The 21,603-nt window shown below is 72.4% G+C and carries 22 protein-coding genes; 12 read left to right on the top strand and 10 right to left on the bottom strand.

The features are described from left to right. Positions 1-110 precede the first annotated feature (110 nt). The gene (locus tag ACFZCF_RS07400; protein ID WP_388436488.1) at positions 111-1,706 is read left to right on the top strand and encodes a Na+/H+ antiporter; all 1,596 of its coding nucleotides are present in this window, start codon (positions 111-113) and stop codon (positions 1,704-1,706) included. Here ACFZCF_RS07400 and ACFZCF_RS07395 read toward each other — a convergent pair. Further along, positions 1,685-2,599: a pyridoxal-phosphate dependent enzyme gene (locus ACFZCF_RS07395; RefSeq protein ID WP_391285253.1), complete on the bottom strand. Its 915-nt coding sequence runs from the start codon at positions 2,597-2,599 to the stop codon at positions 1,685-1,687. The genes ACFZCF_RS07400 and ACFZCF_RS07395 overlap by 22 nt on opposite strands. 91 nt (positions 2,600-2,690) lie before the next feature. Beyond that, positions 2,691-3,281 carry an N-acetylmuramoyl-L-alanine amidase gene (locus ACFZCF_RS07390; RefSeq protein WP_388436482.1) on the bottom strand — a complete coding sequence of 197 codons (591 nt, stop codon included), beginning with the start codon at positions 3,279-3,281 and terminating at the stop codon, positions 2,691-2,693. 248 nt (positions 3,282-3,529) lie between these two features. On the opposite strand from ACFZCF_RS07390, the gene ACFZCF_RS07385 reads away from it, so the two are divergent. From ACFZCF_RS07385 to ACFZCF_RS07365, 5 genes are all read left to right on the top strand, one after another. Further along, positions 3,530-4,942, top strand: a complete 1,413-nt coding sequence (locus ACFZCF_RS07385) for a family 2B encapsulin nanocompartment shell protein (protein ID WP_391285251.1) — start codon at positions 3,530-3,532, stop codon at positions 4,940-4,942. A 344-nt stretch (positions 4,943-5,286) separates the two neighbouring features. Then, positions 5,287-6,336: a family 2 encapsulin nanocompartment cargo protein polyprenyl transferase gene (locus tag ACFZCF_RS07380; RefSeq protein ID WP_391285249.1), complete on the top strand. Its 1,050-nt coding sequence runs from the start codon at positions 5,287-5,289 to the stop codon at positions 6,334-6,336. Positions 6,337-6,478: 142 nt separating this feature from the next. Beyond that, positions 6,479-7,060, top strand: coding sequence for a dihydrofolate reductase family protein (locus tag ACFZCF_RS07375; protein WP_391285247.1), 582 nt, complete (start codon positions 6,479-6,481; stop codon positions 7,058-7,060). A gap of 36 nt (positions 7,061-7,096) precedes the next feature. Then, positions 7,097-7,351 carry a hypothetical protein gene (locus tag ACFZCF_RS07370; protein WP_388436470.1) on the top strand — a complete coding sequence of 85 codons (255 nt, stop codon included), beginning with the start codon at positions 7,097-7,099 and terminating at the stop codon, positions 7,349-7,351. A 42-nt stretch (positions 7,352-7,393) separates the two neighbouring features. Next, a complete protein-coding gene (locus tag ACFZCF_RS07365; protein ID WP_388436467.1) occupies positions 7,394-7,813 on the top strand; it encodes a DUF6304 family protein in 420 nt (139 codons plus the stop codon). A 116-nt stretch (positions 7,814-7,929) separates the two neighbouring features. On the opposite strand, the gene snpA is transcribed toward ACFZCF_RS07365, so the two are convergent. Next, complete coding sequence (snpA, locus tag ACFZCF_RS07360; protein WP_388436464.1) at positions 7,930-8,592, bottom strand: snapalysin; 663 nt, start codon at positions 8,590-8,592, stop codon at positions 7,930-7,932. 190 nt (positions 8,593-8,782) lie between these two features. Between snpA and ACFZCF_RS07355 the strand changes: the two genes are divergently transcribed. Continuing rightward, a complete protein-coding gene (locus ACFZCF_RS07355) occupies positions 8,783-9,736 on the top strand; it encodes a LysR family transcriptional regulator (RefSeq protein ID WP_388436461.1) in 954 nt (317 codons plus the stop codon). Between the two features lie 112 nt (positions 9,737-9,848). Here the strand turns inward: ACFZCF_RS07355 and sodN are convergent, their stop codons facing one another. After that, complete coding sequence (sodN, locus tag ACFZCF_RS07350) at positions 9,849-10,244, bottom strand: superoxide dismutase, Ni (protein ID WP_030207400.1); 396 nt, start codon at positions 10,242-10,244, stop codon at positions 9,849-9,851. 149 nt (positions 10,245-10,393) lie between these two features. On the opposite strand from sodN, the gene sodX reads away from it, so the two are divergent. Further along, the gene (gene sodX, locus ACFZCF_RS07345) at positions 10,394-10,819 is read left to right on the top strand and encodes a nickel-type superoxide dismutase maturation protease (protein WP_388436456.1); all 426 of its coding nucleotides are present in this window, start codon (positions 10,394-10,396) and stop codon (positions 10,817-10,819) included. Here the strand turns inward: sodX and ACFZCF_RS07340 are convergent. Next, positions 10,723-11,352, bottom strand: coding sequence for a CGNR zinc finger domain-containing protein (locus ACFZCF_RS07340; protein ID WP_388436453.1), 630 nt, complete (start codon positions 11,350-11,352; stop codon positions 10,723-10,725). The two genes, sodX and ACFZCF_RS07340, sit on opposite strands and share 97 nt — an antisense overlap. A gap of 115 nt (positions 11,353-11,467) precedes the next feature. Between ACFZCF_RS07340 and ACFZCF_RS07335 the strand changes: the two genes are divergently transcribed. Then, positions 11,468-12,217 carry a methyltransferase domain-containing protein gene (locus ACFZCF_RS07335; protein ID WP_391285242.1) on the top strand — a complete coding sequence of 250 codons (750 nt, stop codon included), beginning with the start codon at positions 11,468-11,470 and terminating at the stop codon, positions 12,215-12,217. Between the two features lie 95 nt (positions 12,218-12,312). Here ACFZCF_RS07335 and ACFZCF_RS07330 read toward each other — a convergent pair whose 3' ends face one another. Genes ACFZCF_RS07330 through ACFZCF_RS07320 form a run of 3 tightly spaced genes read right to left on the bottom strand, consistent with a single transcriptional unit; the run spans position 12,313 to position 15,026 of the window. Next, positions 12,313-13,080: an amino acid ABC transporter ATP-binding protein gene (locus tag ACFZCF_RS07330; protein ID WP_388436447.1), complete on the bottom strand. Its 768-nt coding sequence runs from the start codon at positions 13,078-13,080 to the stop codon at positions 12,313-12,315. After that, positions 13,077-14,027, bottom strand: a complete 951-nt coding sequence (locus tag ACFZCF_RS07325) for an ABC transporter permease subunit (protein WP_391285239.1) — start codon at positions 14,025-14,027, stop codon at positions 13,077-13,079. Before ACFZCF_RS07325 ends, ACFZCF_RS07330 begins: the two co-directional genes overlap by 4 nt. A gap of 39 nt (positions 14,028-14,066) precedes the next feature. After that, the gene (locus ACFZCF_RS07320; RefSeq protein WP_391285237.1) at positions 14,067-15,026 is read right to left on the bottom strand and encodes a transporter substrate-binding domain-containing protein; all 960 of its coding nucleotides are present in this window, start codon (positions 15,024-15,026) and stop codon (positions 14,067-14,069) included. Positions 15,027-15,574: 548 nt separating this feature from the next. Here ACFZCF_RS07320 and ACFZCF_RS07315 point away from each other — a divergent pair. The 3 genes from ACFZCF_RS07315 (at position 15,575) to ACFZCF_RS07305 (ending at position 19,525) form a co-directional block, all read left to right on the top strand. Then, entirely contained in the window at positions 15,575-16,786 is a 1,212-nt protein-coding gene (locus ACFZCF_RS07315; protein ID WP_382839622.1) for an NADP-dependent malic enzyme, read from the top strand. 232 nt (positions 16,787-17,018) lie between these two features. After that, the gene (locus ACFZCF_RS07310) at positions 17,019-17,984 is read left to right on the top strand and encodes a zinc-binding dehydrogenase (protein WP_391285234.1); all 966 of its coding nucleotides are present in this window, start codon (positions 17,019-17,021) and stop codon (positions 17,982-17,984) included. Between the two features lie 182 nt (positions 17,985-18,166). Next, entirely contained in the window at positions 18,167-19,525 is a 1,359-nt protein-coding gene (locus ACFZCF_RS07305; protein WP_391285978.1) for a cellulase family glycosylhydrolase, read from the top strand. 161 nt (positions 19,526-19,686) lie between these two features. Here ACFZCF_RS07305 and ACFZCF_RS07300 read toward each other — a convergent pair whose 3' ends face one another. Both ACFZCF_RS07300 and ACFZCF_RS07295 read right to left on the bottom strand, forming a co-directional pair. Further along, positions 19,687-20,601, bottom strand: a complete 915-nt coding sequence (locus ACFZCF_RS07300) for a helix-turn-helix transcriptional regulator (RefSeq protein WP_391285232.1) — start codon at positions 20,599-20,601, stop codon at positions 19,687-19,689. Position 20,602: 1 nt separating this feature from the next. Then, positions 20,603-21,499, bottom strand: a complete 897-nt coding sequence (locus ACFZCF_RS07295; protein WP_388436434.1) for a DUF4097 domain-containing protein — start codon at positions 21,497-21,499, stop codon at positions 20,603-20,605. Between the last annotated feature and the right edge of the window lie 104 nt (positions 21,500-21,603).

Here is a 21,603-nt window from a genome sequence, read left to right as displayed (position 1 = left end):
GGTACGTGGCGGACGCCCCGGACCGGAGGGCCCGACGGGTCCCGCACCGGCCGGCGCACGGGACCGGCGCGTACCGGACGAACGGCGACACGGGACGGTGGAGGGGCGGCATGGACGCACTGCGACTGGTGGCACTGGTGGCGGCGAGCGCGGCGGTGGCGGGGCTCGCCCGCCGCACCCCCGTACCCGCCCCGCTCCTCCTCGTGGCGGTCGGTCTGGCCGCCTCGTACGTCCCCGGCGTCCCCGACTACACCCTCGACCCGCACATCGTGCTGCCGCTGATCCTGCCGCCGCTGCTCTACACGGCCGCCGTCGAGTCCTCCTACCTGGACCTGCGGGCCAACATCCGGCCGGTGGCGCTGCTCTCCGTCGGATACGTCCTCTTCGCCACCGTGGCCGTCGGCTGGCTCGCGTACGTCCTCGTCCCCGACCTGCCGCTCACCGCGGCGCTCGTCCTCGGCGCCGTGATCGCCCCGCCGGACGCGGTGGCCGCCACCGCCATCGCCCGCCGGCTCGGCCTGCCGCACCGGATCACCACGATCCTCCAGGGCGAGTCCCTGGTGAACGACGCGACCGCCATCACCGCCTTCAAGGTCGCCCTCGCCGCCGCCGTCGGCGAGGGCGTCAGCTGGGCCGGCGGGCTCGGCGAGTTCGCCCTCGCCGCGGTCGGCGGCGTCGGCGTGGGCCTGGTCCTCATGGTGCCGATCCACTGGCTGCGGACCCGGCTCACCGAACCGCTGCTCCAGAACACCCTCTCCCTGCTCATCCCCTTCATCGCCTACGCGGCGGCCGAGGAGGTGCACGCCTCCGGGGTGCTCGCCGTCGTCGTGGTCGGCCTCTTCCTCGGGCACAAGGCGTGGAAGGTCGACTTCGCCACCCGCCTCCAGGAGGAGGCCGTGTGGAAGATGGTCGCCTTCGTCCTGGAGTCGGCCGTCTTCGCCCTCATCGGCCTCCAGCTGCCCTACGTCGTCCAGGGCCTCGGCCCGTACGGCGTCGGGGAAGCGCTCTGGTACGCCTTCGGGGTCTTCGTCTTCGTGGTCGTGGTCCGCTTCGTCTGGGTCTTCCCCGCCACCTTCCTGCCCCGCCGGTTCTCCGCCAAGGTCCGGGAGCGCGAGCCCGGTGTCGACTGGAAGGCGCCGGTGGTGGTCGGCTGGGCGGGCATGCGCGGGGTGGTCTCCCTCGCCATCGCCTTCTCCATCCCGGTCGTCACGGACGGCGTCGAGTTCCCCGCCCGCAACCTCGTCCTCTTCCTCACCTTCACCACCGTCATCTCCACCCTCGTCGTCCAGGGACTCACCCTGCCCCCGCTGATCCGGGCCCTGAAGCTGCCCGGCCGTGACCGCTACCAGGAGACGCTGGCCGAGGCACAGGCCCAGAGCGAGGCCTCCCGCGCCGCCGAGGCCCGCCTCGACGAACTCCTCGCGGACGAGCGCAACACCCTGCCCGGCCCGCTCGCCGACCGCCTCCGCACGGTCCTGGAGCGCCGCCGCAACAGCGTCTGGGAGCGGCTCGGTGCGGTCAGCGAGCTCACCGGCGAGACCGCCGACGACACCTATCGCCGCCTCTCGCGCGAGATGATCGAGGCCGAGCGGGAGGTCTTCGTCCGACTCCGCGACGAGCGCCGCATCGACGACGAGATGATGCGCACCCTGCTGCGCCGCCTCGACCTGGAGGAGGCCGCCGCCTACCGCGAGGAGCTCGGCTGATCCCCGGGCCCGGGGCCGCCCGTGACCACCGCCGCGACCCTGCTCCCGGGCGGGAAGGCGCCCTCCTCGGCGAGGGACACCAGTGCGAGGAGCATTTTGGCGACATACAGCTGCTCGATGGCGAGTTCATGCCGCGCCTCGAAATCCAGTGCGAACGCGGTGAGTTCCGGGGTCGTCCGGCCGTAGCCGCCGCAGTGGAAGCGCTCGTCCAGCCACCAGTCGCCGCGCGGACCGCCGAAGGCCGCCTCCTGGAGGCTTCGGACCTCGCCGCCGAGGAAACCGCCCTTCAGCACCGGCACGCCCAGCGCCCGGCCGCCGAAACCGGCCGCCAGGCCCGCCAGGGTGCCGCCCGTGCCACACGCCACCGCCGCCACGTCCGCCTGCCCGGCCAGCTCCCGGCCGAGCGTCACGCACCCCTCCACCGCGAGCGCGTTGCTGCCGCCCTCGGGGACCACGTACGTCCCCTCGGGGGCCCGCTCCAGGAGCCCGGCGAGCACCTCCGGCTCGTGCTTCGCACGGTACGTGGCGCGGTCCACGAACACCAGGCGCATCCCGTCCGCCGCGCACCGCGCCAGCGAGGGGTTCAGCGGACGCCCGGCCAGCTCGTCGCCGCGCACGACCCCGATCGTGGGGAAGCCGAGCAGGCGGCCGGCGGCCGCGGTGGCCCGCAGGTGGTTGGAGTACGCGCCCCCGAAGGTCAGCACCGGCCGCCCGTCCGCCGCCCGCAGGTTGAGCGCGAGCTTGCGCCACTTGTTGCCGGGCAGGTCGGGATGGATGAGGTCGTCCCGCTTCAGCAGCAGCGTCAGTCCGCGCCGGGTGAACCGCTCGTCCGCCACCGGCTCCAGGGGGGACGGGAGCCGGGGCCGCAGGGCGGAGAGGTCGTACGTGTCCACCCGGCCATTCTCCCGGGCCACGCGCGCGGGGCGGGGGCGGGTACCGGGCCCGCCGGTACGCGCGCGTGGTCCGGGAACCGCGCCGGCGGGATCAGCGCAGCAGGTCGGCGATCCGCTCGCGCATCGCCGCCATCCCGAAGCCGCGCGGGTCCACCTTCCCCGGCTGCCACTCGCGGTGGCCGATCACCGAGCGGTGGGTCCAGCCGTGCGCCCGGCAGAGCGCCGCCGACGCCTTGGCGATCGCGTCCAGCTGCACCTTGGGCCAGGGGTCCTCGCCGTCGCCGAGGTTCTCGCACTCGAAGCCGTAGAAGTGGCGGTTGCCGTCGGTGGTGGCCTCGTCGTCCACCGGCAGGGCGTGCTCGGCGATCACGGCCCGCAGCACCTCGTCGTCGCCGAGCCCGGCGTGGTTGGCGCGCCCGTGGCCGACCAGATGGACCGTGCCGTCCTTGGCGATGACGCCGTGGCACAGCGGGCCCGGCAGCCCGGCGTAACCGTCCCGGCAGACGCGGACCGTGTGCGCGGTGCCCTGGGTGACGGTGTGGTGGATCATCACCCCGTGCACCGGCCCCCAGGGGCCCTTGTGGTTCCTGTTGTGGGTGGTCCAGTCTCCGACCTCGACGACCGAGAGGCCCTCGCCGCGCAGTGCGGAGAGGACCCTGCTCGCGGACAGCGGAACGGCCATGGCGTGCTCCTTCCAGAGGGAGGACGAACTTCCGGAATACCGGACTCCGCTCCTCCGCTGCCATCCGTTCGAGCCGCGTGCGAGCCGAACCGGACAACCCGGCCGAGTCACACGCTCCGCCGTCCGGCCGGAAAACGGCCGACATGCCCCGAAGATCACCGAACAGTCCCACCCGATTGTGTAATGGCGGCGGCACGCTCCGTGCTGAAAGGCTTCCTTCGCAGACCAGACGCACGAGAGGGAGTTCCATGTCCGTTGGTTCGGTTGATGACGAGGTCCTCGCGGAGCAGGCCCCCCGGCAGAGTCTGGGCACCGCCGCCGCGCGGAACCTCGCCTCGACCACCAAGTCGGCCCCGCAGATGCAGGAGATCACCTCCCGCTGGCTGCTGCGGACGCTGCCCTGGGTCGAAGCCAAGGGCGGTGCCTACCGGGTCAACCGGCGGCTCAGCTACGCGGTGGGCGACGGCCGGGTCACCTTCGTGCAGACCGGCGACCGGGTCGCGGTGATCCCCGCCGAGCTCGGCGAGCTGCCCGCCCTGCGCGGATACGAGGACGCGGCCGCCCTTGCCGAGCTCGCGTCCCGCTGCGTCCAGCGCGAGGTCCCCGCCGGCGAGGTCATCGCCGCCGCCGGCGCTCCGGCGGACCGCGTCTACCTCCTCGCGCACGGCCGCGTCGAGCAGCTCGGCGAAGGCCCCTACGGCGACGAGGCGGTGCTCGGCGTCCTCGCCGACGGCTCCTACTTCGGCGACGCCGCCCTCCTCGACGGGGCCGCCACCTGGGAGTGGACCGCCCGCGCCGCCACCGCCTGCACGGTCCTGGAGCTCACCCGCGCCGACCTGACTGCGCTCGCCGCCCGCGCCGGCTCCCTCGCCTCGCACCTCGCGGGCGTCGCGGGCCGCCGGGACCAGGCCGTCAACGCCTACGGCGAGGCCGCCATCGACCTCTCGGCCGGGCACGTCGGCGAGGCCGTCGTCCCGCACACCTTCGTGGACTACGAGCCCGCCCCGCGCGAGTACGAGCTGAGCCTCGCCCAGACCGTGCTCAAGGTCCACACGCGCGTGGCGGACCTCTACAACCACCCGATGAACCAGACCGAGCACCAGCTGCGGCTCACCGTCGAGGCCCTGCGCGAGCGCCAGGAGCACGAGCTGGTCAACAACCGGGAGTTCGGCCTCCTCGCCAACTGCGACTACGGGCAGCGGATCCAGCCGCACGACGGCGTCCCCGGCCCCGACGACCTCGACGAACTGCTCTCCCGCCGCCGCGGCTCCAAGCTCTTCCTCGCCCACCCGAAGGCCATCGCCGCGATCGGCCGCGAGTTCAACCGGCGGGGCCTGGTGCCCGACACCGTCGACGTCGCCGGCACCCGGATCACGACCTGGCGCGGGGTCCCGATCTACCCCTGCGACAAGATCCCGGTCACCTCCGCCGGCACCAGCTCCATCATCTGCATGCGTACCGGCGAGTCCGACCAGGGCGTCATCGGCCTGCACCAGACCGGCCTCCCCGACGAGGTGGAGCCCGGCCTGTCCGTCCGCTTCATGGGCATCGACGAGCAGGCGATCACCTCCTACCTGGTCACGACCTACTACTCCGCCGCGGTCCTCGTGCCCGACGCCCTCGGCGTCCTGGAGAACGTCGAGATCAGCCGCCGCCGTTGAACCCCGGGCGGGCCGGGGCCCCACCCCCGGCCCGCCCGGCTCCCGACGAGCCCCCGGCCGGCGCCGTGCCCCCGCGAGAGGCGGCACGCCCGCAGGGCCTGTCGTCGAACTCCCGCCTGCCCCACGACGCCCTGCACGCACTCTCGCCGCACCGGGCACAAGGCCGAGTACGTCCCGTACGAGGCCTCGCGCCCGGCACGCCGAGAGCACGCACCTGACGCCGCGGGGCCGCCCTCCGGGCGACGCCGGGAGTTCGACGACAGGCCCTAGCGGCCTCCGAGATGTGACAAGGCCGACGCCCGGCCGCCGTGGACGCGGTCGGCTGTGAAGAAGGACGACCAGACGTGACCTTGACGAGCGCGCCCCCCGTCACCGACGGGCCGGGCGCCGCGGCGCTCCTCGACCGTACGAGGACCGCCGTGGACCCCCAGATCCGCTCCACCGTCGAGACCCTGCCGGGCTCGATACGCCGTGTGGCGATGTACCACTTCGGGTGGGAGGAGGCCGACGGCACCCCCGCCTCCGGCCAGGCGGGCAAGGCGATCCGCCCCGCCCTGGTCCTCGCCGCCGCCCGCGCGCTCGGCGCGGAGGAGAGCCTCGCCGTGAAGGCCGCGGCGGCCGTCGAGCTGGCCCACAACTTCACCCTGCTCCACGACGACATCGTCGACGAGGACCCGACCCGCCGTCACCGGCCCACCGCCTGGACCGTCTTCGGCATCCCCGACGCCCTCATGGCAGGCGACGCCATGAGCGCGCTCGCGCTCCGGCTGCTCGCCGAGGACCCGCACCCCGCCTCCGCCGCGGCCACCGCCCGCCTCGCCGCCTGCGTCATCGAGCTCTGCGCCGGCCAGCAGGCCGACTGCGCCTTCGAGGCGCGCGGCCCCCGCGAGGTCTCCCTCGACGAGTGCCTCGCCATGGCCACGGCCAAGACCGGCGCCCTGCTCGGCTGTGCCTGCGCCCTCGGCGCGCTCTACGCGGGCGCGGGGGAGGAGGAGGTCACGGCTCTCGACTCCTTCGGCCGCGAGGCCGGGCTCGCCTTCCAGCTGATCGACGACCTCATCGGCATCTGGGGCGATCCCGAACGGACCGGCAAGCCGGCCGGCGCCGACCTGGCCGCGCGCAAGAAGTCGCTGCCGGTCGTCGCCGCGCTCACCTCCGGCACCGCCACCGGGGAGGAGCTGGCCGCGCTGTACTCCCGTACGACCCTGGACGACCGTGCCGTGCGGGCGGCGGCCGCCGCCGTCGAGCGGGCCGGCGGCCGGGACTGGGCGCAGGCCCAGGCGGCCGAGCGGATGGGACGCGCCGTCGAGCACCTGGCCCGAGCCGTGCCGGACCTGGCGGCGGCCGAAGATCTGCTGGCCCTCGCGGAGTTCGTCACCCGCAGGAACCGCTGACGGGGAGGCGTCACCGCGCACCCGTCGACGGGGTCCCGCGGACGGAGGGCGCGAATGAGGGTTGCGCTACCACTACAGATGAAGCACTATGTCTGTCGTGGTCGTGCTCGCGGTCACGCCTCCGACAGAATCAGGACCCGGTTTGCGCAAGCTGACGTACTACATCGCCTGCTCCATCGACGGCTTCATCGGTGACCCGCAGGGCGACGCCTCGTCCATGTACTCCTTCGTGAACGCGGAGTACCAGGCGTGGATGAACGCCGAGTACCCCGAGACCATCCCCACCCACCTGCGGGAAGCGCTCGGGATCGACGCGGACCACAAGCACTTCGACACGGTGGTCCAGGGCCTGGCCTCCTACCGCATCGCCCTGGACGCCGGCATCACCAGCCCGTTCGGCCACCTCCGCGAACTCGTCGCGACCCGCTCGCTCACCGAGTCGCCCGACCCGAACGTCGAGCTCATCGCCGACGACCTCGTCGGCCGCGTCCGGGAGCTCAAGGCCGAGGAGGGCGGGCTCGGCATCTGGCTCTGCGGCGGCTCCACCATCGCCGGCGCCCTCGTCGACGAGATCGACGAGCTGGTCATCAAGACGTACCCGCAGGTGTACGGCTCCGGCATGCCGATGTTCGGCGCCGGCTTCGAGCCCCGCGACTTCACGCTCGGCTCCGTCCGCGCCTTCGGCAACGGCGTACTGGTCCGCACATACACCAGGAAGCGGTAGCGGGCGCACCGCGGCGGGGCGGCCTACCCTGAAGCCATGGGTGACGAGACGCCCCGTACGACCCGGGACCCGCTGGCCGCGCCGAAGTGCCCGGCCTGCGGGCAGCCGCGCACCACCGTCGCCACCCGGCACAAGGTCCTCGGGGCCTGGGTGCCCGAGTGGGAGGCGCAGCCCTGCCGGAACACCCGGTGCGCGCTCCACGAACCCGTGGATCCCGACGGCACGGAAGCCACTACCACGCAGGTCACCGGCAAGAACGGCGAGAACGGGAGAAGTCCGGCCCCTGGGTGACCGGCCGCGCGCCGGAGCCGGTCATACCGCTACAGTCCGCGCATGTCATCGGAGTCGACAGAAGTCTGGACCGGTTGGTACCGGGACCGCCGTGGCGCGGAAGCGATCGTCATCACGGCCGACGGCGGGCACGTCACCGTCCGCGTCAGGGGAATCGAGTACACGGGCGCGGGATTCGCCGCACTCACCGCCGCGGGAGAGGGCGGGGAGGTCCTCACCGGCTGCGTCCTGGAGTGGGACCTGCCCCTCCCCGTCGTCGCCGGCGGCACCACCCAGGACGCCACCCTCGGCTGCCTGCTCACCCTCGGCGAGCGCGCCGACCTCAGCCTGACCCTGCACTACGGCGGCACCGCCTTCGAGGCGGTCGTCGCCGGCGGCGACTTCGAGGGAGCGCTGGCCCGGCTGCGCGGACAGCTCCCCGAGGGCGCCGACTTCGGCCGGCGCGTCCTGTCGGCCGCGTGACGACGGCGCCCCGAGCGGCGCCGGGCGGACCGGTCGGGGTGTGACGGCGGCGGGCCCGGCGACGCCGGACGGGTCGGTCGGCCTTCGGAGGCCGACCGGCCCGCCCTCGGAGCCCGTCAGCCCTTGAAGGCGGAAGCGAGCCCGTAGCGCCACAACTGGTCGACGCGGGAACGCTCCTGGGCGTTCGGCGTGGCGTTCTGGCAGGAGGTGCCGGGGCCGCCGCCCGACATCAGCTCGCTGCACGGCCCGCTGTAGTGGTCCGGGAGGCCGAGCACGTGCCCGGTCTCGTGGGCCGTCACGCGGGTCGAGTTGTACTGCTGGTTCTGCCGGTAGTCGAGGAAGATGTAGCCGCTGCCGTGCCCGTCGGTGCTCGCGTACGAGCCACGGGAGTCGTTCCCCTCGTAGTAGCGGAAGTCCGGGTTGGAACCCTCGACGAGCCGCACGTTCACCACCGAGCTGTTCCATATCTGCGTGGAGCGGGCGATCTGGGTGCGGAAGGTGGGGGCGTTGGCGGCGCTGTAGACGACGGTGACGGCCGCGGTGGCGCTCGGGTTCGCGGCCCGCTTCTTCGCCACCGACTTCATGACGGCGTCGAAGAACGCCTGATTGGCCTTGGCCTCCTCGGCCGAACCCGCGTAACCGGCGTAGGCGGCGGGGGCGTTGGCGGGAGCGGCGGTGTCGGGCGCGGCACCGGCCGGCGCGGCGGCACCGAGCGAGACCGCGAGACCGAGGCCGAGGGCGGCGGTCAGGGTACGGGTGAGGACCTTGGGGTGGCGCATGGGGGGCTCCTCCTGATCGGGGTCGGGAGAGAGTCTCGGCGCGCGCGGACCCGCGGGGAAGAATGCCACTCCCCGATAACACGACCGCATCACCGGCCCAGGAGACTCACCAATTGACGCCAGTTTCATGGGGGTTGAGCCGATCCGGACGTCTGGTGCGAGGCCGGAATCCCGTCCTACGCTCGGCTCCATGGAGCTGGAGGTGAGACACCTGCGGGCGCTCTGTGCCATCGCGGACACCGGCAGCCTGCACAAGGCCGCGCGCCAACTCGGCGTGAGCCAGCCCTCCTTGACCACCCAGCTGCGCCGCATCGAGAACGCGCTCGGCGCCGAGCTCTTCGCCCGCGGCCGCACCGGCTGCCGCCCCACCGCACTCGGCCGCTCCGTCCTCAGCCGGGCCCGCCCCCTCGTCGACGGCATGGCGGCGCTCGTCACCGAGACCCGCGCCGAGGCGGCCCGCGCCGACGGCCCCCGGCTCCGCGTCGGCTCCACCGCCAGCCGGGCCCTCCCGGGCTGGCTGCGGCGGCTGCGCGCCCGCTTCCCCGGCACGGACGTCGGCCTGCGCGTCGACGTCTCCGCGCGGACGCTGCTGCGCGAGGTGGCGGCCGGCCGCCTCGACGTGGCCTTCGTCCACGAGGTCGAGGGCAGCCCCCTCCCCGTGCCCGACGGCCTGGACCACCGCGTCCTCGTCGCCCGCGAGCCGCAGTTCGTCTCGCTCTCCCCGACCCATCCGGCCGCCGCCGACCCCGTGGTGGACCTCGCGGACCTGGCCGGCGACCACTGGATGGTCGACCCGGCCGTGGACGGGGAATGGGACGGGCTGCGCCGCGTCCTGACGGCGGCCGGGATCGACCCGCCGCTCCTCCACGGCGACTACCACACGGCCGCCTCCCTCATCGCGCTCGGCGAGGCGGTGGCTCCCTGCCAGCCGACCTCGGTCCCCCGCGAGGACCTGGCGGTCCGCCCCCTCCGCGGCGACCCCCTCGCCGTCCGCCTCCTCCTCTACGCCCGCCCCACCACCCCGCTGGCCCCCCTCCACGCCACCCTCGCCGACGCCTACCGCGAGGCCGCCCACCGCGCACCCCCCTACCGCGCCTGGCTGGCCGCCGGCGGCACGGCACCCCCCTGCCTACCCGCCCCCTGACGTCCCCTCCTCCCGCAGCCCCCGCACACGGCAACGGCCCGCGCCGGGGTGTCCGGGCGGGCCGTTCCGTCGTCCTCTGGCCTGCGGTGGGCAGGGGGAGGGAAAGCCTGGGTCAGGCCTTCTTGGTCTCCCAGAAGATGCGGTCGATCTCGGCGATGAGCTCGAGGGCCTTCTCGCCGGTCTTCGGGTCGGTGGACGCCTTGGCGGCCGAGAGGGCCTTCAGGGTGTCGTTGACCAGCTGGTTGAGCTCGGGGTACTTCTCGAAGTGCGGGGCCTTGAAGTAGTCGCTCCACAGGACCGAGACGTGGTGCTTGGCGAGCTCCGCGCGCTGCTCCTTGATGACCGTGGCGCGGGCCCGGAAGTGCGGGTCCTCGTTCGCCTGGTACTTCTCCTGGACAGCCTTGACGGACTCGGCCTCGATGCGGGCCTGGGCCGGGTCGTACACGCCGCAGGGGAGGTCGCAGTGGGCGCTGACCTTGACCTTGGGGGCAAACAGGCGGGAGAGCATTGAGCCGTCCTTCCTCGTGATCGTCTTCTCAGATGGGAGATTACTCGGTGAGAAGGGCGTTTTCGCGAGCGCCCCTGGAGCTTAGGGCAAAAGTCCGGGGTCAGGATGGGACTCGTGTACGAGTGGACGAGTCGACGAGGGGAGTGGGAGTGGAGCGCGAAGCCACCGCGGCGGCCGAGGCGCCGTTCGGGATCGCCGAGGTGACGGGGGTGTCGATGGTGCCCACGCTGCTGCACGGCGATCGGCTGTTCGTGCGGTACGGGGGGCGGGTCGGTGCCGGGGACGTCGTGGTGCTGAAGCATCCGCTCCAGCAGGATCTGCTCGTGGTGAAGCGGCTGGCCGAGCGGCGGGACGCCGGGTGGTGGGTGCTGGGGGACAACCCGGACGCCGAGGGGGACAGCCGGGTCTTCGGGGCCGTGCCGCCCGAGCTGGTGCTCGGGCGGGTGCTGGGCCGGTACCGGCCGGTGACGCCGGGGCGTCAGCGCTCGGCCGGGGTGGTGCTCTCCTGGCTGTTCTCGGCGGTGCGGCCGGTGAGGTCGGCCCGCTCGGCCTCCAGGCGCTTGCGGGCCCGGTAGGCGGCCACGTTGGCGCGGGTGGCGCAGCGGTCGGAGCAGTAGCGCCGGGAGCGGTTGGTGGAGGTGTCGAGGTAGGCGTTGCGGCAGGGCGGGGCCTGGCAGAGGCCCAGCCGGTCGGCGCCGAACTCCGTCAGGTGGAAGGCGAGGCCCATCGCGGAGATCGCCGCGTACCCGGCCGTGGCGTTGGACGAGTGGTCGGCGAGGTGCATGTGCCAGCGGGGCCGGCCCTCGTCGTCGAGGTGGTCGTGGCCGGAGATCTGCGGGCTCACCGGGAACTCCAGGAGGAGCGAGTTCAGGAGGTCGACCGCGCCGGTGTGGTCGCCCTCGTCCGCCGCCGCGAAGACGGCCCGCAGCCGGGTCCTGATCGAGCGGAAGCGGGGCAGGTCGGCCTCGGTGACCCGGCGGGCCATCTGGCCGGAGGGGCCGAACAGTTCCTTGACCGCTTCGACGGTGGTGAGGCTGTCCCTGCCGCGGGCCGGCTCCTCGGTGTTGACGAGACGCACGGCGTAATCCGAGTAATAGGCCAGTTCCACTTGTAGTCCTTACGGTGGCGGGCTAGGGTCGGCGTCGAGGGGGTAACCGGTGTTTCCCCTCTGAGGGTATTACGTTCTCGGGTTTTCTGTGGCGACGACGACGGAGGGTACGGGCATGGGCGACACCGACTGGGCGGGCTGGCAGCGGAGCTGGGACCGCCAGCAGGAGTGGTACATGCCGGACCGCGAGGAGCGGTTCCGCGTCATGCTCGACATGGTCGAGGCGCTCGTGGGGCCGAAGCCCCGCGTCCTCGACCTCGCCTGCGGTACGGGAAGTATCACGGACAGGCTCCTCCGGAGGTTCCCCGGCGCCGTCTCCACCGGCGTCGACCTCGACCCGGCGCTCCTCGCCATCGCCCGCGGCACCTTCGAGGGCGACGAGCGCGTCTCCTTCGTGACGGCGGACCTCAAGGACCCCGCGTGGACGCGGGCGCTGCCGTACGACACGTACGACGCCGTCCTGACCGCCACCGCCCTGCACTGGCTCCGCAGCGAGCCGCTGGCCGCCCTCTACGGGCAGATCGCCGGGCTCGTGCGGGAGGACGGGGTCTTCATGAACGCCGACCACATGATCGACCCGGCCACCCCGCGGATCAACGCCGCCGAGCGCGCCCAGCGGCACGCCCGGATGGACGCGGAGAAGGCCGCCGGTGTCCTCGACTGGGCCGACTGGTGGGCGCTCGCCGCGAAGGACCCGGTCCTCGCCGAGCCCACCGCCCGCCGCTTCGAGATCTACGGCGAGCACGCCGACGGCGACATGCCGTCGGTCGGCTGGCACGCCGACACCCTGCGGGCGGCCGGCTTCGGCGAGGCCCGGCCGGTGTGGTGCTCGCCCTCCGACACGCTGCTCCTCGCCGTGAAGTAGCCGCGGGGCATACACCCGTCGTACGCGGCGGCGGGGGACAGACGGAGGGGGCGGTACGGGCTTCGTGCCCGTACCGCCCCCTCGCGTGTCGTCCGCTACAGCACCTTCGACAGGAACGCCTTCGTCCGGTCGTGCTGCGGGTTCGTCAGGACGTCCCTCGGGTGACCAGACTCGACCACCACGCCGCCGTCCATGAAGACCAGCGAGTCGCCGACCTCCCGGGCGAAGCCCATCTCGTGGGTGACGACGATCATCGTCATGCCCGACTCGGCCAGGTCCCGCATGACGTCGAGGACGTCACCGACGAGCTCCGGGTCGAGCGCCGAGGTCGGCTCGTCGAAGAGCATCAGCTTCGGCTCCATCGCCAGCGCGCGGGCGATGGCCACGCGCTGCTGCTGGCCGCCGGAGAGCTGGGAGGGGTAGTTCCCCATCCGGTCGCTCAGGCCGACCCGGTCGAGCAGGCGCTCGGCCCGCTCGCGGGCGACGGCCTTCGACTCGCCCTTCACCTGGATGGGCGCCTCCATCACGTTGGCCAGGGCCGTCATGTGGGGGAACAGGTTGAAGCGCTGGAAGACCATGCCGATGTCCCGGCGCTGGGCCGCGACCTCGCTGTCCTTCAGCTCGTAGAGCTTGTCGCCCTTCTGGCGGTAGCCGACCAGATGGCCGTCGACCGAGAGCCGGCCGCCGTCGATCCGCTCCAGGTGGTTGATGCAGCGCAGGAAGGTCGACTTGCCGGAGCCGGACGGGCCGACCAGGCAGAACACCTCTCCGCTGCGGACCTCCAGGTCGATGCCGCGGAGGATGTGGGCGGCGCCGTAGGACTTGTGGACGCCCTCCGCCTTGACCATGAGCTCGCCGGTCATGCCGATGCCTCCGGGGAACGCTTGAACGTGGTGAGGTTCGTCTTGACCCGCTGCCAGGGGGTGGGCGGCAGGTTACGGGTCGAACCGCGGGCGAAACGACGCTCCAGGTAGTACTGGCCGACGCTGAAGACGCTGGTCAGCGCCAGGTACCAGATGGACGCCACGAAGAGCATCTCCATCACGGCGCCGGCGGTGGAGCCGATGTTCGAGGAGGCGCGGAGCAGCTCCGTGTACTGCACGGCCGAGACCAGCGACGAGGTCTTCAGCATGTTGATGAACTCGTTGCCCGTCGGCGGCACGATCACGCGCATCGCCTGCGGCAGGACGATCCGGCGCATGGTCTTCGTCTGGGACATGCCGAGCGCGTGCGCCGCCTCGGTCTGGCCCTCGTCGACCGACTGGATGCCGGCGCGGACGATCTCCGCCATGTACGCGCCCTCGTTCAGGCCCAGGCCCAGGAGGGCCACCATGAACGGGGTGAGGACCTGCGAGGTCTCGTCCTTGTAGATCGGACCGAGGTTGATGTACTCGAAGATCAGCGCCAGGTTGAACCAGACGAGCAGCTGGACGTAGACCGGCGTGCCGCGGAAGAACCAGATGTAGAGCCAGGAGACGGCCCCGGTGACCGGGTTCTTCGACAGCCGCATCACGGCGAAGACGATGCCGAGCACGAGACCGAGCGCCATCGCGGAGACGCTGATGAGGACGGTCTTCCAGAGACCGGAGAGGACGGACGGGTCGAAGAGCTTGTCTCCGACCGTCGCCCAGATGATGTTGCCCTGGGAGAAGGCGTAGACGAGCCAGCCGAGGAGGGCCACGACCACGACGCCGCTGACCCAGCGGCCGTAGTGCCGGACCGGGACGGCCTTGATCGCCTCGTACGGCGTGCCCGAGGGGGCGGACCCGGCCGGCGTGGCGGCCGGGCCCTTGCTGATCTTGTCAGTCATCACGACTGCCCTTCAGTGGTGCGAGGGGGAGCGAGCGGGTCACTTGCCGGCGTTGATGGTGGCCGACTTGACCGCGCTGCCCTCGACGTCCCACTTCTTCAGCGCCTCGGCGTAGCTGCCGTCCTTGATGCTGGCGTCGAGCGCCTCCTTGATGGCGTCGCGCAGCTGGGTCTTGTCCTTGGAGACGGCGATGCCCATGAGGCCGACGTCCGTCTGGTTGCCGACGACCTCGAAGTCCTTGCCGCCACCGGAGGTCTTCGCGATGTACGCGGCGACCGGGTAGTCGTTCAGGTCGGCGACCGCGCCGCCGGCCTTCACGCGGGTCTGGGCCTCGGCGTCGGTGTCGAACGCCTGGATCGTGAGCTTGTTCGCGCCGCACTTCTCGGCCTGGGCCTTGAAGGTGTCCTCGTAGATCGTGCCGCGCTGGACGGCGACCGTCTTGCCACAGAGGTCGTCGAGCGAGTTCACGCCCTGCGGGTTGCCCTTCTTGACCAGCAGGGAGACGCCGGAGGAGAAGTAGTCGACGAAGTCGACGCCCTTGCCGATCTTCTTCCCGTTGTCGTCCAGGCCCTCCTGGCGCTTCTTGTTGTCCGTCATGGAGGACATGACGATGTCCTGGCGGCCGGTCTCCAGGGAGGTGATCAGGCCGTCGAAGGTGCCCGAGGTGAACTCGAACTTCACGCCGAGCTGCTTGGAGAGGGCGGCGGCGATGTCGGGGTCGACGCCGACGATCTTGCCGTTCTCGGTGAACTCCATCGGCGCGTACGAGGCGTCCGTGCCGACCTTGATGACGCCGGCCTTCTGGATGTCGGCGGGCAGCTTGGAGAAGAGCGGGGCGGAGTTGGCCGCGGTGCCGCCCTCCTTCGTGGAGCCGCCGTCGGTCTGATCGCCGCAGGCGGTCAGCAGCATCGAGCCGGCGACCGCGATGGCGGCGACCGCGGCAAGACGGGAGGTGCGGGTCTTGGCGGCGGTCGTCCAGCGCGTGGAGCGTGCGGTCATGGTCGGGATCCTCCGGCGTGTGAGGGAGTTGCCATAGGCGTTGCCAATGGGCCGCGTACGCATCTTCGAGTGTCGCGACCTCGTGTGATTACGGCATCTTGCCATTCGGACCGCCTCAAACCGACGGCCACGGATGTCAAAATCGGGTAACGGGTCGCGCCCGAATCCCGACAGGCCGGTACATCAAGGCCGGACCTTCTTTCGTAGCCCTACCCGTTCACCGAAGAATCTGCGGTCGATCTCGCCATTCGGACGGCACGAACAGAGCCAAACGGACGCCGTCGGCATCTTTCCTGATATCGAGTGACGAGTCGTTCTCCGTCCGCGTCCGTGAGCACCCGGTATGAGTCGCGTCACCGACCGGATACGGACTCGTCTGCGGTGCCGTCCGTCCGGTAAGAAGGATCCTTACACCCCTCATCCGGGGCTCAGGGCGCGTTGTGCGGCGCGCCCGCGCGGCTGCCCGACACGGCGGCCGCGGGACCCGCCCACCGCTCCACACCAGGAGCGGAAACCCTCGAACAACAGACATAAGGGGTCTCACCCACATGGCAGCGGAGATCGTCAATCCTCTCAGCGAGAGCGCTACCGAAGGAGCTCCCGAGGAGCTCTTCGACCCGGCTTTCGCTCTTCACCGCGGTGGCAAGATGGCCATTCAGGCCACCGTCCCCGTCCGCGACAAGGACGACCTGTCCCTCGCGTACACGCCTGGCGTCGCCAAGGTGTGCACCGCCATCGCCGAGCAGCCCGAGCTGGTCCACGACTACACGTGGAAGTCCCAGGTCGTCGCCGTCGTCACCGACGGCACCGCCGTGCTCGGCCTCGGCGACATCGGCCCGGAGGCCTCCCTCCCGGTCATGGAGGGCAAGGCGATCCTCTTCAAGCAGTTCGGCGGCGTCGACGCCGTCCCGATCGCCCTCGCGACCACCGACACCGACGAGATCGTCGACACCGTCGTCCGGCTCGCCCCGTCCTTCGGTGGAGTGAACCTGGAGGACATCTCGGCGCCCCGGTGCTTCGAGATCGAGCGCAAGCTCCAGGAGCGGCTCGACATCCCGGTCTTCCACGACGACCAGCACGGCACCGCCATCGTCACCCTCGCCGCCCTGCGGAACGCGGCGAAGCTGACCGGCCGGACCCTCGGCGACCTGCGCGCCGTGATCTCCGGCGCCGGCGCGGCCGGTGTGGCCATCGCGAAGTTCCTCCTGTCGGCCGGCATCGGCGACGTCTGCGTCGCCGACCGCAAGGGCATCGTCAGCAGCGACCGCGAGGACCTCACCGACGTCAAGCGCGAGATCGCCGGCCTCACCAACAAGGCGGGCCTCACCGGCTCCCTGGAGACCGCCCTCGCCGGCGCCGACGTCTTCATCGGCGTCTCCGGCGGCACGGTCCCCGAGGCGGCCGTCGCCGCCATGGCCAAGGACGCCTTCGTCTTCGCGATGGCCAACCCGAACCCCGAGGTCCACCCCGACGTCGCGCACAAGTACGCGGCGGTCGTGGCCACCGGCCGTTCGGACTACCCCAACCAGATCAACAACGTCCTCGCGTTCCCCGGCATCTTCGCCGGCGCGCTCCAGGTCCGGGCCTCCCAGATCACCGAGGGCATGAAGATCGCCGCCGCCGACGCCATCGCCGGCGTCGTCGGTGACGAGCTCAGCGCGGACTGCGTCATCCCGTCGCCGTTTGACGACCGGGTCGCCCCGGCCGTCGCGGCCGCGGTCGCCGCCGCCGCCCGCGCCGAGGGCGTCGCCCGCCGCTGACCCCGTCCGCGGAAGGGTCCCCGAGAGGGCCCCTCCCCGGTCCGCCGCATCGGACCGGGGAGGGGCCCTTTCTTGTGCCCGGGGGGGAGTGGGCCCGTGCTCGTTGGCCGGGAGCGGGAGCCGGAGGGGAGAAGGGAAGGGGCGAGCGGGAGCCACTGGGCCCGCAGTGCGGGACGTGCGTCACACCGGAGTGAGGTTCCGTGCGCTCTCCGTCGCCCCTAGGGTCGGGGCCATGTTCGCTGCCTACGCCGCCCGAATCGACCGCGACCAGCCTCTGAACGGCCTCGAACTGGGCGAACGCCCCGAGCCCGAGGTGCGTCCCGGCTGGACCACCGTCACCGTCAAGGCCGCTTCCCTCAACCACCACGACCTCTGGTCGCTGCGTGGGGTCGGCCTGCCCGAGGAGAAGCTGCCGATGATCCTCGGCTGCGACGCCGCCGGGATCGACGAGGACGGCAACGAGGTCGTCCTGCACTCCGTGATCGGCCAGACCGGCCACGGCGTCGGACCCGACGAGCCCCGCTCCATCCTCACCGAGCACTACCAGGGCACCTTCGCCGAGCGCGTCGCCGTCCCCCGCTGGAACGTGCTGCCCAAGCCGAAGGAGCTCTCCTTCGCCGAGGCCGCCTGCCTCCCCACCGCCTGGCTGACCGCCTACCGGATGCTCTTCACCAACGCCGGGGTCCGCCCCGGCGACTCGATCCTCGTACAGGGCGCGGGCGGCGGCGTCGCCACCGCCGCGATCGTCCTCGGCAAGGCCGCCGGCCTGCGGGTCTTCGCCACCAGCCGGGACGAGGCCAAGCGGAAGCGGGCCGTGGAGCTCGGCGCCGTCGAGGCGTACGAGCCCGGGGCCCGGCTGCCGTACCGGGTGGACGCCGTCATCGAGACCGTCGGCGCCGCGACCTGGTCGCACTCGGTGAAGTCCCTGCGCCCCGGCGGCACCCTGGTGATCTCCGGCGCCACCAGCGGCGACCGCCCCTCGCACGCCGAACTGACCCGGATCTTCTTCCTGGAGCTGAAGGTGGTCGGCTCCACCATGGGCTCCAAGGACGAGCTGGAGGACCTCCTCTCCTTCTGCGCCGCCACCGGGGTCCGTCCGGTGATCGACGAGGTGCTGCCGCTGGACCGGGCCCGCGAGGGCTTCGTGAAGATGGCCTCCGGCGAACTCTTCGGAAAGATCGTGCTGGCGACCTCTTGATACGGGTCGGTCGACCTGATGGGATCTCCGGCACCGGAAAGGTGAACAACGCTCACTTCCTCGTGCCGGAGGTCCCCTTGCTGCGCACCACCCTTCTGACGGCCGCCCTCGCGGCCTCCCTGCTCGCCCCGACCTCCGCGTACGCGGGGACAGGAACCACCGGAGGCCCCGGGGGCGACCGGATCCCCGGGGGCGACCGGAGCTCCGCCCTCACCGACATCCCCGCCCTCACCGACTCCCGCGGCCGTGTCCTCACCCTGCGCGGCTGGAACGTGGAGGACAAGGCCAACCGCGGTGACGCCGCCCTCTCCGCCGTGACCGAGCGGCACTTCCGCGACATGCGCGCCAAGGGCTTCAACTTCGCCCGCCTCCTCGTCTTCTGGGACGACCTGGAGCCGCAGCCGGGCCGCTACAGCCAGGCCTATCTGCGGAAGATCGAACGGATCCTGGACTGGGCCGAGAAGTACGACGTCAAGGTCCTGATCGACGCTCACCAGGACGTCTTCGGCCCCGCCTTCGGACACCGCGGCATCCCCGCCTGGGCCACCCGCACCGACGGACTGCCCTTCACCCCCCGCCCCGACGACTGGTTCTCCGAGTACTTCGAGCCCGCCGTCCAGCGCGCCTTCACCCACCTCTACGAGGACGAGGACCTCCGCCGCGCCCAGGCCCGGATGTGGCAGGTGCTCGCCGCGCGCTTCCACGACCACCCGGCCGTCCTCGGCTACGACCCCATCAACGAGCCGATGGGCGAGATCCGCGAGGGCGAGGACCTGCCCACCGCCGCCCGCCGCATCGAGCGCGAGCAGCTCACCCCCCTGTACGACCGGATCGCCGACGCCATCCGCACGGCCGACCGGGACGCCTGGATCTTCGTCGAACCCACCCCGATCGTCGGCGAAGGGGTCCCCACCGGACTCGGCCGGATCGACGACCCGAAGATCGTCTACGCCCCGCACTTCTACAACACGGGCATGGAAGCCGGCGCCGACTACGACCCCGCCGCCGGCTGGATCGAGAGCTACGAGCAGGCCGTGACCCGCTATCCCAAGGAGCACAAGGTCCCCGTGGTGGTGGGGGAGTGGGGTCCGCTCAACAACTCCCTGCCGAACATGAACCGCTTCTACCGCGACGCCATGGCCTCCCTCGGCCGCTACACCTCAGGCTGGGCCGGCTACGTCTGGTGCTACGGCGGCGGCTACTGCGCCGTCGACTCCGCCGGTGCCTTCCGTACCAACAAGGAGCTGACCGCCGAGCCCTACGCGGAGGCCGTCGCCGGCCGCGTCCGCACCTCCGCCTACGACCCGGCGGCCGGTGTCTACCGCCTGGAGTACGACGCCGCCGGCCGCCGCGGCTCCCGCGTCACCGAACTGGCCCTGCCGCCCGGCGCCTGGAAGATCACCGCCCGCGGGGCCCTCGTCCTCCGCGACCAGGGCGGCGGCGCAGGGCACGGCCGCGGGTACGAACGGGTCCGCGTCCTCGCCGCCCCCGACGCCCGCGTCACCGTCACCGTGACCCGCACCGGCCCGGGGGCCCGCTGACCCGGCGCCGGCCCCCGGCGCGGGCCTGAGCGCCATCCCTGCCATCCCGGCCGGGGATGGCCGGGTCCCGTATCCGGGTCCCGTATCCGGGTCCCGTATCCGGGTCCCGTATCCGGGTCCCGTATCCGGGTCCCGTAACCGGGCCCCGTGGCCGGGCCCCCTCAGGACTTCGCGCGCGGGCGCAGTATCCCGGTGATCCGGGTCGCCGCCGTGGCCAGGTGGGCGCGGGCCTCGGTGAGCTGGGCGTCCGTGACGCCGTGGTCCCGGGCCGCGTCCCGCACCTCGTCCCGGAAGCGGTCGAGCAGCCGGTCCAGGTCACGGGCCGGGTCACCGGAGCCGGCGTCCTCCCGGGCCCACTCCGGGACCAGGGCCTCGCCGTCCGCGCCCGGCATCGACACGTCCACCGGGGCACCGCCCGCCGGAGGGGCACCCGCCGAAGGGGCGCTCCCCGCGCCCGCGCGGCCCTTGGTCTGGCCCGAGACCAGGTCGCTCAGCTGGGCGGTGATCCCCGAGAGCCCCTCCCGGACGGCCTGCGGCCACTCGCCCCTCGCGAAGCGGTTCTGGACCTCGTCCTGGACCTGCTGGGCGATCCGCTGGAACTCCTTCGCCTGCCGGGCCTGCTCCTTCCACTCCCGCCTGGCCTTGCGGAGCTCCTCCTTCACATCGGCGAAGGAGCCCTCCTCCGCCGTCCGGGCCCGGCCGGCGGCCGCGCGCATCTCGCTGCGCACGCGGCCGGCCGCGCCGCGCACGTCCTCCCGGATCTCGGAGGCGAGCGCCGCGACGGAGTCCCGGATCTCCCGCTCCAGGGCATCGAGCTCGGCCTCCCGGCCGGCCAGCTCGGCCCGGCCCGCGTCGGTCAGCGAGTAGACCTTCCGGCCGCCCTCGCTGGTGTGGGTGACGAGGCCCTCGGCCTCCAGCTTGGCCAGCCGGGGGTAGACCGTGCCTGCCGAGGGGGCGTAGAGCCCCTGGAAGCGTTCCTCCAGGAGCCTGATGACCTCGTAGCCGTGCCGGGGGGCCTCGTCGAGGAGCTTGAGGAGGTAGAGGCGGAGTCGGCCGTGGGCGAAGACGGGGGGCATGTCAGAGCACCTTTCCGGACGCGGGGGCGGAGGGCGTGGAGGGCGTTTCGGGCGCGGCGGGTGCGGGCTCCGGGGCCTCGGCGGGGTCCGGGCGACGCAGCAGGGCGATCGAGCCGGAGACCGTGGTCGCCTTGAGCGTGCCGCTGCCCGCGCCGAGCGTGCCGGTGATGGACTTGGTGCCCCACTCGCCGCCCACCCGCAGGTCCTCGAAGGCGTTCGACACCGCGCCGCTCGTGGTGCTCGCCTCGATCCGGGCGTCCGCCGGGTGCGGCAGCCGCACGGCGACCTCGCCGGAGACGCTGGTGAGCCGGATGTCGGCCGGCGGGGCCCCGGCCGGAGCCGGGTCCAGATCCAGGACCAGATCACCGCTGACGGTCTCCGCCCGCACCGCCGAGCCGGAGCCCTCGATCACCGTGACGTCACCGGTCACCGAGGCGACCCTCAGGGCACCGGTCACCGACTGGGCCTCCAGGGCGCCCGAGACGGTCTCGGCGCGGACCGGGCCGGAGAGCCCGACCAGCGTCGTCCCCCCGGTCACTCCGCGGACCTCGGTGCGGCCCCGCAGGCCCGAGATCACCGTGTCCGCCGACACCGCGCCCACCTCGACCTCGGCACCGGCCGGGACGGCGACCGAGACCACCGCGCGCCGCCGGTGGGCCTTGCTGTCGAGCCACTTGAGGACGCCCTTCCAGTGGAGGTCCTCGTAGGTCACGGTCAGGGTGGAGCCCTCCTGGGTGACGATCAGGGGCGGGCCCTCGATCTCGGAGATCTCCAGCCGGGCCGTGCTCTCCTCCGTGCCCACCACGTTCACCGCGCCGCCCACGACACGGACGCGCAGCCGTGTCACGGGGTCGGCGGGCGCGAGTTTCACCGGTTCGGTGACGGACCACTCGGTCATGGTGCTGTCCTCCCGCATCCTCGACACATCGCGACTCGACATATCGCGACTTCCGAGATTCACGATATATCGCAGTGAGGCCGAGTCAACCCTGAATCAACCCT

It is taken from the genome of Streptomyces sp. NPDC007945, from assembly GCF_042958885.1.
Lineage (GTDB): Bacteria > Actinomycetota > Actinomycetes > Streptomycetales > Streptomycetaceae > Streptomyces.
This window is presented reverse-complemented; position numbering and strand designations above follow the sequence as displayed.

Coding starts and splice junctions, on each gene's coding strand:
- ACFZCF_RS07400 (WP_388436488.1), top strand. CDS start 111: ATGGACGCACTGCGACTGGTGGCACTGGTGGCGGCGAGCGCGGCGGTG.
- ACFZCF_RS07390 (WP_388436482.1), bottom strand. CDS start 3,281: ATGGCCGTTCCGCTGTCCGCGAGCAGGGTCCTCTCCGCACTGCGCGGC.
- ACFZCF_RS07385 (WP_391285251.1), top strand. CDS start 3,530: ATGTCCGTTGGTTCGGTTGATGACGAGGTCCTCGCGGAGCAGGCCCCC.
- ACFZCF_RS07370 (WP_388436470.1), top strand. CDS start 7,097: ATGGGTGACGAGACGCCCCGTACGACCCGGGACCCGCTGGCCGCGCCG.
- ACFZCF_RS07365 (WP_388436467.1), top strand. CDS start 7,394: ATGTCATCGGAGTCGACAGAAGTCTGGACCGGTTGGTACCGGGACCGC.
- snpA (WP_388436464.1), bottom strand. CDS start 8,592: ATGCGCCACCCCAAGGTCCTCACCCGTACCCTGACCGCCGCCCTCGGC.
- ACFZCF_RS07355 (WP_388436461.1), top strand. CDS start 8,783: ATGGAGCTGGAGGTGAGACACCTGCGGGCGCTCTGTGCCATCGCGGAC.
- sodN (WP_030207400.1), bottom strand. CDS start 10,244: ATGCTCTCCCGCCTGTTTGCCCCCAAGGTCAAGGTCAGCGCCCACTGC.
- ACFZCF_RS07335 (WP_391285242.1), top strand. CDS start 11,468: ATGGGCGACACCGACTGGGCGGGCTGGCAGCGGAGCTGGGACCGCCAG.
- ACFZCF_RS07330 (WP_388436447.1), bottom strand. CDS start 13,080: ATGACCGGCGAGCTCATGGTCAAGGCGGAGGGCGTCCACAAGTCCTAC.
- ACFZCF_RS07325 (WP_391285239.1), bottom strand. CDS start 14,027: ATGACTGACAAGATCAGCAAGGGCCCGGCCGCCACGCCGGCCGGGTCC.
- ACFZCF_RS07320 (WP_391285237.1), bottom strand. CDS start 15,026: ATGACCGCACGCTCCACGCGCTGGACGACCGCCGCCAAGACCCGCACC.
- ACFZCF_RS07315 (WP_382839622.1), top strand. CDS start 15,575: ATGGCAGCGGAGATCGTCAATCCTCTCAGCGAGAGCGCTACCGAAGGA.
- ACFZCF_RS07310 (WP_391285234.1), top strand. CDS start 17,019: ATGTTCGCTGCCTACGCCGCCCGAATCGACCGCGACCAGCCTCTGAAC.
- ACFZCF_RS07300 (WP_391285232.1), bottom strand. CDS start 20,601: ATGCCCCCCGTCTTCGCCCACGGCCGACTCCGCCTCTACCTCCTCAAG.
- ACFZCF_RS07295 (WP_388436434.1), bottom strand. CDS start 21,499: ATGACCGAGTGGTCCGTCACCGAACCGGTGAAACTCGCGCCCGCCGAC.